Genomic DNA, 9,465 nt, shown 5'->3' with positions numbered 1-9,465 from the left:
TTTTAAAATGATAAGCCTGTTAATAGCTCATGATTTAAAATTTATTCTTGGTTTTTACGAATTGACTTCGCAAATGTTTGGTTCCGAAATGTTTCGGAACGCCCTGCACATTTGTTTGTCGAAAATTTTGTTCAGTTTTCAAAGAGCTACTCCGTTGTCACGAAGCAGCAAATCTCGCTCGCGACAACTATTTAAATATACCACGCTGTTTCGTCGGTGTCAACTAAAACTTTGATGCCGTTTGGCTAACCTCAATGACTAACCGGTGAAACAGCATCTATAAATATACCGGATAATTCAGCCGTCGTCAAGAGAAAATTAAAAAAACATCCGCATAAAATAAATACAGATGTTTGAGAGACACATTATTCAGTTGTGGTATTATCTTCTGGCCGCATCGTTGGAAACAGAATCACATCTCGAATTGATGGCGCATCAGTCAGTAGCATCACAAGTCGATCAATGCCAATTCCAAGTCCCCCAGTTGGTGGCATGCCATATTCCAAAGCTTCAACATAGTCTTCATCAATGCCTTCAGCTTCTTCATTACCTTCTTGACGTTCTTTAACTTGAGCTTCAAAACGTTGCTTTTGATCAATCGGATCATTCAGTTCTGAGAAGGCATTCGCAAACTCATTACCCACAATATATAGTTCAAATCGATCAGTAAACCGTGGATCATCATGATTCTTCTTGGCAAGCGGTGAAATTTCAACCGGGTGTCCATAAATAAACGTTGGCTGTTCCAGCGTATCTTGAACTTTCTCTTCAAAGAAAGCATTAATAATATGCCCCGTTTTCCACCATTTCTCATAATGTACATGATGCTCATCAGCAAGCTTTTTAGCCTGTTCATCAGACATTGGCTGCCAAAAATCAATTCCCGTTACTTCCTTAATTGCATCAACCATGTGCTGTCGCTTAAACGGTTTGTTTAAATCAACAGTTTGGCCTTGATAAGTCACGACATTATCTTTAGTAACTGACGCAGCAGCGGCCTTTAAAATGCCTTCAGTTTCATCCATTACATCATGAAAATCGTAGTAAGCCACATAAGATTCAAGCATCGTAAATTCAGGATTATGTCGCGTATCCATGCCTTCATTTCGAAAAACCCGGCCAATTTCATACACGCGTTCCATCCCACCAACAATTAGGCGTTTTAGATGCAGTTCCAAAGCAATGCGCAGATAAAGGTCGATATTCAAAGCATTATGATGAGTAATAAATGGCCGTGCGTTCGCACCACCAGCTTGATTGTGCAAAACTGGTGTTTCAACTTCCAAATAATCATTAGCGTCTAAATAGCTGCGAATAGCCGAAATAATTCGACTGCGTTTATGAAAACGATCAAAACTATCTTGATTGGAAATTAAGTCCAAATAGCGTTGTCGATACCGCTGTTCCTTATCCTTTAAACCGTGGTACTTATCTGGTAAAGGCCGCAAAGCTTTAGACAAAAAGGTCACTGACTCAGCACGAACAGTTAATTCACCCATATCAGTTTTGATGATCTGACCGGAGATCCCTAAATGATCACCAATGTCTGAGCGCTTGAAAATATGATAAATATCTTCGCCCACAATGTCTTTTCGAACATAAATTTGAATTTTTCCTGTTCGATCTCTTAAATCGGCAAAGCCAACCTTGCCCTTGCCTCGCTTGGCAATCATCCGACCGGCAACGGTTACCTTCTTGTCTTGGGCCATCAAATCATCTTTATCAAAACCATCAAATTCTTGATGCAGTTGTTCCGCAAGATGTGAACGCACAAAACGATGCCCAAAAGGGTCAATTCCTTCTTCTCTTAACTCATCCATCTTCTGTCGACGAACAATCATCTGATCGTTCATTTCTTTATCTTTCGCCAATGTCAAACCTCCTAGGTGATTTTTAACTACCAATAATCATAACATAAAAATATCGGATTTATTGGGCAACTCGATGCTCACGGGCATTCCGCTTAGCATTTTTCTCAAGGAATTCATCAAAAATATCCAGCATCGCCTGTTCGCCATCCGCATTATTCAGGGCAACTTTGGTCCGGGCAGAGTGCGGGATTCCCTTGAGATAATAGCCTGATTGACCGCGAAATTCATGAGAGCCAATATAGTCACCCTTAAGTTCAACGAGTCGATGCAAATGCTCCTTGGCTGTCATAATTTTCTGTTCTGGGGTAGGTTCTGGCAATAATTGTCCCGTCTGTAAATAATGTTGGGTCTGCTTCAAAATCCAGGGATTACCTTCTACGGCACGCCCCATCATGACAGCATCGGCGCCCACAACGTCCAGCATCTTTTTAGCATCTTGAGGCGTTTTAACATCGCCGTTGCCCATAAAAGGAATGTCCAGAGCATCGGCCACTTGTTTTAAAATATCCCAGTTAGCGTGACCCATGTACATTTGTTTTCTGGTCCGCCCATGCATTGCCAGCGCAGAAGCCCCGGCCTTTTGCGCTGCCAAAGCATTTTCAACGGCGTAGATATGCTCCTCATCCCAGCCAGTCCGCATTTTAACCGTAACCGGTTTCTTAACGGCATCCGTTACGTAAGAAACCATTTCATAGACCTTCTTGGGATCAAGCAGCCAGCGAGCTCCAGCGTCAGTTTTAACGACTTTATTAACCGGGCACCCCATATTGATGTCAATAATGTCGGCCGCCGTATTTTGATCAACAAATTTAGCAGCTTCAACCAAAGTTTCCTTGGTGCCACCAAAAATTTGAATACTCATTGGATGCTCTTTGGGGTCAACAAACATCATATCCAACGTTTTTTTATTTTTATACATAATTCCACGATCGGAAATCATTTCGCAAACCACTAAGCCCGCACCGAATTCCTTACAAATAATTCGAAAAGCAGAGTTGGTGACGCCAGCCATCGGTGCAACCACAACTTGATTGGGAATTACGACATTACCAATTTTCCATTCCATAATTTCACCTCAATGTTCACATGTGCTTTCTTCACAAAATTCCGCTAGCTATCTTATCACAAATGTTGAGGATTGGATAGTTAATCCGAAGTCTTAGACCGGGATTTAGCCGTTGCAATAATTGTTGCTAGTTCATCTTCGTTATAGTGGTATTTAGATTCACAGAAGTTGCAAGTGACATCAACCCCCTTGTCTTCTGTTAGCATTTGCTCAAGCTGACTAATTGGCAAGCCTTCTAAGTCGCGACCAAACTTAATTTTTGAGCAGTTGCAGTAAAACGATACTGGTAATTGACTAAGAAAATGAAGATTGCCTTTGCCAAAAATCATTTCCAGAATTTCTTCTGGCGTCTGATTTTTTACCAGTAATTCCGAAATTGCCGGCATTGATTTTAACTTGTCAATCACCTTGGTAATTGCCGCATCTTTAGCTCCCGGTAGGACTTGAATCAAATAACCACCGGCAGCTTTAATTGTTTTATCCGCATTTACCAACACAGAAACGCCAACAGCGGACGGAATTTGCTCCGACTGCGCCAAGTAATACGTAAAGTCGTCACCAATTTCACCAGTTGCCAGCGGCACCGAGCTTGTGTATGGATCTTGATTACCAGAAGTTCTAGAAACTTCCAAAAAGCCATTTGTACCAACAACTTGGCCAGCAGAAACGTGGTGATCACTTTCTGGTAATCGTACCTGAGGATTATGAATGAATCCTTTCACGTGGCCCTGCGCATCTGAATCGGCAACAATTAGGCCGCCTGGACCCTTCCCATCAATTTTGACAGTAATCGCCTCATCGTTTTTTTCCATCGAAGTGGCTAACATCGTTGTTGCAATTAATGTTCGTCCTAAGGCAACTGAAGAACCGGCCCAAGTGCGATGGTCTCTTTGGGCAGTCGCTACGAGCTCGGCGGCGTTGACCGCATACGCCCGAAACATGCCATCATCCGTAGTTGCTTTTACAAGATAATCTTTCATAAATTTATGATCTCCATTTCCTAAGTGAGCGAAGCAAAGCGGCTAGAAAGCGGATCTTAAGGTGCTCCTTACCAGAAGCCACGGCTTTCGCTTTTGTCAAAAGTGGCTCAGGCATAATTTTCTGCTTTGCTCCACTGTCCTCATAATAAAAACGAGTTTAGAGATCAAGCACCCTAAACTCATTTTTTAATATTCAACTAATAACTGTCATCATCATGATTTTGATCGTTTGGCTTATTTGGATCTTGTGGCTTGGTTGTGCCATCAGAAGCATCGCCGTCATGAGTGGTGTCTTGTGACTTTTCACTTTCAGCATGATCCTTTTCCAGCTGAGCTTGACGTTCAGCTTCCTTGCGTTCAAGTTCACGTTTGGCTTCTTCAAAAGTGGCCGCCCGTTCACTTGGAAATTCATTTGTCTTGGAACTTTCAGGCATTTTGCCCGTCTTCCAAAGAGATAAAATCTGTTTCTCATCAAGGGTCTCATACTTCAAAAGGGCTTCGGCAATCAACTTATGCTTATCACGATGTTCTTCGATAATCTTTGTTGCCGTTTCATGAGCTTCATTGGTTAAACGACGAACCTCATCATCAACCGCAGCAGCCGTCGCTTGTGAATATCGCGGCCCATAACTATCTTGAGCAGGATTTTCAAGCTGAACCGGCCCCAATCGCTTACTCATCCCATATTGGGTAACCATTGCCCGGGCGATATTAGTTGCTTGTTCAAAGTCATTAGAAGCACCAGATGACTGAGACTTGAAGATAATTTCTTCTGCGGCTCGGCCACCCATTAACCCAGCCATTTGCTCCATAGCATCTCGCTTAGACATCAGCTGCTGATCTTCTCGCGGCAACATAATCGCATAACCACCGGCACGGCCACGTGGCACAATTGTTACCTTGTGAACGACCCGCGCGTCGTTTAAAACTAATCCAACAACGGTATGCCCAGCTTCGTGGTAAGCCACGGTTTCTCGTTCCTCTTTGGAAATAACCCGATTTCGCTTAGCAGGCCCGGCAATGACTCGATCTTCAGCCTCATCAATATCACTGGCATCAATTTGAGTTTTATTACGACGAGCAGCCAGCAAGGCTGCCTCATTTAGCAAGTTAGCCAAATCGGCACCAACAAATCCTGGGGTTTGTTTAGCAATTTCGTGCAAATCAACATCGTTCGAAAACGGTTTGTTCTTAGAGTGAACTTTTAAAATAGCTTCACGGCCATTAATGTCTGGTCGCCCAACCAAAATCTTACGGTCAAACCGACCCGGACGTGTCAATGCTGGATCCAACACATCTGCTCGGTTCGTTGCGGCAATGACAATCACGCCTTCATTGCCGCTAAAACCATCCATTTCAACCAATAATTGGTTCAGTGTCTGTTCACGTTCATCGTGGCCGCCACCCATGCCGGCACCCCGGCGACGCCCAACGGCATCAATTTCATCAATGAAAATGATCGCAGGGGCCGCTTTTTTGGCTTGGTCAAACAAGTCACGGACACGGCTGGCACCAACACCAACAAACATTTCAACAAAGTCAGAACCGGAAATTGAGTAAAATGGTACCCCAGCTTCACCGGCCACGGCTTTGGCAAGTAATGTTTTACCAGTGCCGGGAGGTCCTTCGAGTAACACACCATGAGGAATGGTTGCCCCTAATGTGGTGAATTTACGCGGATCTTTTAAGAATTCAACAACTTCGACAAGTTCTTGCTTTTCCTCTTCTTCACCCGCAACATCTGAGAATCGAACCTTATTTTGCTTACTATCAGCCGGCTTTGCTTTGGATTTGCCAAAGTTCATAACCCGGCCATTGCCACCGCCTTGTCCGCCGGCTCGTCCCATCATCATATAGAAGAACCAGACAAATAATAGTAATGGTAATACATAGACTAAGAGGTTGACCCAAAAACCGCTAGATTCTTCGGGCTTGGCATTCATTTTAACATTGTTTGCCTGTGAAGCCTCAGTGATTTCAGCAATTGAGGAGTTATTCTCGAGAACCGTTGCAGTAAATTTAGTGACTTCTTTTGATTGACTTTGGTTTCCGCCAATCAAAAAGCCCGTCGCAACTTTTGCCTTTTGACCTTGTCTATAAGTACCAGTTATCTTATAGACCCCACCTGAAGGCTGAATTGAAAAGCTTTTTACTTTGTCATCTTTTAAGTCCTTAACAAACTGGCTGGACTGAATTTCTTGGGACTGGGTATTATTATTGTTACTGCCACTAAAGAAGTAAAAGACACCCATTACCAATAAAAATATGACAATGTAAAATAGACTATTTCTAAAAAGCCCATTTTTATTCGAGTTCATCAACGTCCTCCTCAAGAAAAAATTATTTCATGTTGATAGTCAAAATACTATCACAATTGACCTTTTTTGACCATTAATTGTTCGTATAAATTTCTGGTTTTAACACACCAATATATGGCAGGTTACGATACTTTTCATCATAATCCAAGCCATAACCCACAACAAATTCATTTGGCACTTCAAAGCCAATATAATCTGCATGCGCGTCAACGGTCCGACCAGCTGGCTTATCAAGCAACGAACAAACTTTAATACTCTTTGCTCCCCGCCCTTTCAACATGTCCAATAAGAACTTAAGGGTCTGGCCAGTATCAACAATATCTTCCACGATGACGACATCCCTTCCGGAAACATCAGTCGTGATGTCCGTAACCAACTCAACATCCCCAGAAGACTGGGTGCCACCGTGATAACTGGACACATCAATAAAATCAATTTGCATGTATGTATCAGTGGCCCTCACAATATCACTCATAAAAAACGTTGCGCCTTTTAGCACGCCAATGACGACCGGAAATTTGTCTTGATAAGCTGTTTGAATCTGTTTTCCAAGTCGCTGACATGCCTCATTAATCTCATCTTGACTATATAAAACTTTTAAGATGTCGTTATCCATTTTCAATTCCTTTTCCCTTTGAGAAGTTAATTTGGTGGTGCTCAACTAAGTATAGCGTTTGTGCGTTGTTGGCTTTTGCCGGTATCGACACGCTTTTAACCCCAAGAACGGCCACTATCTGCTGGCGGGCAGTTTGCAAAACCATTGTCCGTTTGCGGGCTTGATTAGCAATCTTGGCATTAATTAAGACCCGGCTTACTTTTTGACTTCCCCCGCCCTTTAATAAAAGTCGATCTCCCGGCTGAGCTGGTTTTGCGACCAACGGCAGATCCGCAGGTGTTAAATTGAACTCTGTCACTTTCAATTCAGTTTTTGAGGGCCGGTTTAAAAAAATGCCAAAGCGATAACCGTTTGCCAACGAATACCAACGTTCTAATACTACCATAAATCGCTCATCGGTTTTAGAACTTGTTATCTGATTTAGGCTTTTTTTAGTAATTATTAATTGCTGGTAACTTTTTATAGCCCGCCAACCATGTGCCAAGTCAATTTCGCCCTGTGGCTTTTGCAAATCATCAACAAGCTCTAAGATATTATACAACTGTTGGGTAGACACATCTACAATTTTGAGCTTTGCCATCATGATTTCTTTGAGAATTGACATTTTGACAGCAACTGAATAGGTATCAAAGACATTCAGATCAATTGAAGCCTCACCGACACTCAACCGGCAAACCTGCTTGATTACTTGAGCCAATAACTCATCTAACGCCCGAGTTGTCGTCTGAATTTGAGTTGAATAATCAAATACGTGGGCGATAAGCTGGGGATTCTCTTTTTTTAGCATCGGCACAACCTGATGACGGATCCGGTTCCGCTGGATAGTCAAGTCCTGATTGGTTTCATCTTCAAACCACCGAATTTTGTGCCGCTCGGCAAATTGGCGGATTGCCTTCTTACTAAATCGTAATAGGGGTCGAATTAACATGGCATCTCCAAACGACCGCTGTTCATCTATCCCAGCTAAAGATGTCAACTGGCCGCCGCGAATGAGTTTCATCACGACCGTTTCAATAAGATCATCGCCGTGATGCGCCGTTAACAAGTATTGGGCCTGATTATCAGCTAATACTTGCATAAAGAAATTATAACGAAACTTTCTAGCAGCGGCCTCAATCCCGTGTGCTGGATGTTCAGCCTTGGGCCACGTCGTCATGGCCAATTTGAAGCCCTGTTCTTGACAAAGTTTTTGAATAAAGGCCGTCTCTAGCTGACTGGCTTGACGAAGCTGATGGTCAACGTAAGCAACAATAATGGTTGGTAGCCGCCGCTTTAAATGAGCAAGCAAATAAAGCAAGGTCATTGAATCGACACCTGTTGAAACAGCAACCACTACCTTTTGATGAGCTCGCCACCAGTGGTTTTGATCAATTAATTGGTTAAATTTTAACTGAAGGTCCAAGATATCCTCCTAAAACGCGAATAAGAGGGGCTGGCCCAAAAGATTCATTTGGTTACCAGTCCCTCTACTTTAACGATATATTGCTAACACTTTTGAATTTCGGACACTGTCACTATTCATCATCCACAGAGGCTAGCTTCGTCTGCCGCCTCTACCGCCACGCTTGCCTTCTGTGTTCTTTCGAAGGGTTGACAGACGATCTTCACTTTCCTTCAAGAAACCCGACATCATGTCGTCAAAACTTTCGGGATGGTTATTTGAATGTGCGTTACGATTAGAATTATTGTGGGATCGGGAACCACGATGTTCACGGCGCTCGTGATTTTCATGGGAATCGTGATGAGTGTGTTCCCCATGATTGGACTCGTTGTGAGCAGTCTCATTGGCCTTTCTGATTGATAAACTAATCTTATTGCCATCAATCTTGAGAACTTTGACGCTCACTTCATCGCCAACTTTTAAAACATCATGAATATCTTTAACAAATCCGTCGGAAACCTCACTAATATGGACTAATCCAGTTCGATGGTCACCTAAATCGATAAATGCACCAAAATTCGTAATTCCAGAAACTTTACCAGTAACTTTTTCCCCAACTTCAATTGCCATGTAAAAAAATGTTCCTCCTACTGTGATAGTGCTTCAAGTATAGCATATTTTACGTTTCACCGTGTAAACTTTTCCGGATTTTAACGCTCACTTGAACTGAACACTGCTTGCCTAAATAAAAACAGTTGGATGATTAAATCCAACCGCCACTTTTATTCTGCGTCATCATCGTTAACGTCTTTTGGCGCCTTATTGGGGAAACTATAAACCGTTTCCCCAGGCTTAGTGTAGTAGTAACGATCACGAATAATTTTTTCAACATAATCTTTGTCATTTAGCTGAGCAACTTTGGCCCGCAATACTCGATTGCTCACCTTTTGTCGCTGATACTTTTTTTCTTGTTTGGCAATTCGGACATTGACGTCGGCATAGTTAACCTTTGCACGAATAATTTGCACCGCAAAAATAATGGCAAAGAAAGAGAAGATCACGATAATCATTAAAGCCCGCTTCTTTCGCTGCCTACTCAGCGTCGCTGTCGCCTGTGACTGGGTCATTTCAATTTCACGACGACGTGTAAAGTCATTTTCTAATTTTTTAATTTTGCCATGTCCTGATGTCATCCTAAATCCCCCGATTTAATCGCACATTCATTAGGTATAG

Annotated in this window: 8 protein-coding genes; all 8 read right to left on the bottom strand. The window is 42.6% G+C overall.

What is annotated here, in order from left to right; translation table 11 throughout:
* Positions 1-365 precede the first annotated feature (365 nt).
* A complete protein-coding gene (lysS, locus tag YK48G_RS02920; protein WP_203629218.1) occupies positions 366-1,871 on the bottom strand; it encodes a lysine--tRNA ligase in 1,506 nt (501 codons plus the stop codon).
* 58 nt (positions 1,872-1,929) lie between these two features.
* Entirely contained in the window at positions 1,930-2,937 is a 1,008-nt protein-coding gene (gene dusB, locus YK48G_RS02915) for a tRNA dihydrouridine synthase DusB (protein ID WP_203629217.1), read from the bottom strand.
* Between the two features lie 80 nt (positions 2,938-3,017).
* Positions 3,018-3,917, bottom strand: a complete 900-nt coding sequence (gene hslO, locus YK48G_RS02910) for an Hsp33 family molecular chaperone HslO (protein ID WP_203629216.1) — start codon at positions 3,915-3,917, stop codon at positions 3,018-3,020.
* Between the two features lie 197 nt (positions 3,918-4,114).
* Positions 4,115-6,235, bottom strand: a complete 2,121-nt coding sequence (gene ftsH, locus YK48G_RS02905) for an ATP-dependent zinc metalloprotease FtsH (RefSeq protein ID WP_203629215.1) — start codon at positions 6,233-6,235, stop codon at positions 4,115-4,117.
* Between the two features lie 73 nt (positions 6,236-6,308).
* Positions 6,309-6,851 carry a hypoxanthine phosphoribosyltransferase gene (gene hpt / locus YK48G_RS02900; RefSeq protein ID WP_203629214.1) on the bottom strand — a complete coding sequence of 181 codons (543 nt, stop codon included), beginning with the start codon at positions 6,849-6,851 and terminating at the stop codon, positions 6,309-6,311.
* Positions 6,844-8,253 carry a tRNA lysidine(34) synthetase TilS gene (tilS, locus tag YK48G_RS02895; protein WP_232365256.1) on the bottom strand — a complete coding sequence of 470 codons (1,410 nt, stop codon included), beginning with the start codon at positions 8,251-8,253 and terminating at the stop codon, positions 6,844-6,846. Before tilS ends, hpt begins: the two co-directional genes overlap by 8 nt.
* A gap of 132 nt (positions 8,254-8,385) precedes the next feature.
* Positions 8,386-8,862 carry a S1 domain-containing RNA-binding protein gene (locus tag YK48G_RS02890; RefSeq protein WP_203629213.1) on the bottom strand — a complete coding sequence of 159 codons (477 nt, stop codon included), beginning with the start codon at positions 8,860-8,862 and terminating at the stop codon, positions 8,386-8,388.
* A gap of 152 nt (positions 8,863-9,014) precedes the next feature.
* Positions 9,015-9,425, bottom strand: coding sequence for an FtsB family cell division protein (locus tag YK48G_RS02885; RefSeq protein ID WP_203629212.1), 411 nt, complete (start codon positions 9,423-9,425; stop codon positions 9,015-9,017).
* Positions 9,426-9,465: the final 40 nt, after the last annotated feature.

Origin of the sequence: Lentilactobacillus fungorum (genome assembly GCF_016860605.1) — a bacterium.
Lineage (GTDB): Bacteria > Bacillota > Bacilli > Lactobacillales > Lactobacillaceae > Lentilactobacillus > Lentilactobacillus fungorum.
Note: the sequence above shows the minus strand (reverse complement) of the source record. Positions and strands in the feature narration are given on the sequence as shown.

Coding starts and splice junctions, on each gene's coding strand:
- dusB (WP_203629217.1), bottom strand. CDS start 2,937: ATGGAATGGAAAATTGGTAATGTCGTAATTCCCAATCAAGTTGTGGTT.
- hslO (WP_203629216.1), bottom strand. CDS start 3,917: ATGAAAGATTATCTTGTAAAAGCAACTACGGATGATGGCATGTTTCGG.
- ftsH (WP_203629215.1), bottom strand. CDS start 6,235: ATGAACTCGAATAAAAATGGGCTTTTTAGAAATAGTCTATTTTACATT.
- hpt (WP_203629214.1), bottom strand. CDS start 6,851: ATGGATAACGACATCTTAAAAGTTTTATATAGTCAAGATGAGATTAAT.
- YK48G_RS02890 (WP_203629213.1), bottom strand. CDS start 8,862: ATGGCAATTGAAGTTGGGGAAAAAGTTACTGGTAAAGTTTCTGGAATT.
- YK48G_RS02885 (WP_203629212.1), bottom strand. CDS start 9,425: ATGACATCAGGACATGGCAAAATTAAAAAATTAGAAAATGACTTTACA.